Below are 249 nucleotides of genomic sequence, written 5' to 3'. Positions count from 1 at the left end.
AAGTTGGCGAGGATGGTCGCGGGCACGCCGAAATCATCGTACTCACCGGTGCGGGCGTTGATGCCCGGCGTAGTTAGCAGCAGTTTGCAGGGATCGATAAAATACTGATGCTCGGCGTATCCCTCAAAGGCGTGCCAGCGTTCGCCCGGAACGAAATGGAAGAAGCGCAGATCGGTCGCAATCTCTGCCGTATCCCAGCTTTCCCATGGACGGCCATCCACCGTCTCCGGCACGAACGGACGAATAAAC

General features: G+C 58.2%; 1 pseudogene. It reads right to left on the bottom strand.

The features are described 5' to 3' along the window. A pseudogene (locus RTW80_RS30245) lies at positions 1-249 on the bottom strand (ornithine decarboxylase); the annotation flags it as partial.

The sequence above is a fragment of the Escherichia sp. AM3 genome, assembly GCF_032029835.1.
GTDB lineage: Bacteria > Pseudomonadota > Gammaproteobacteria > Enterobacterales > Enterobacteriaceae > Escherichia > Escherichia coli.
Note: the sequence above shows the minus strand (reverse complement) of the source record. Positions and strands in the feature narration are given on the sequence as shown.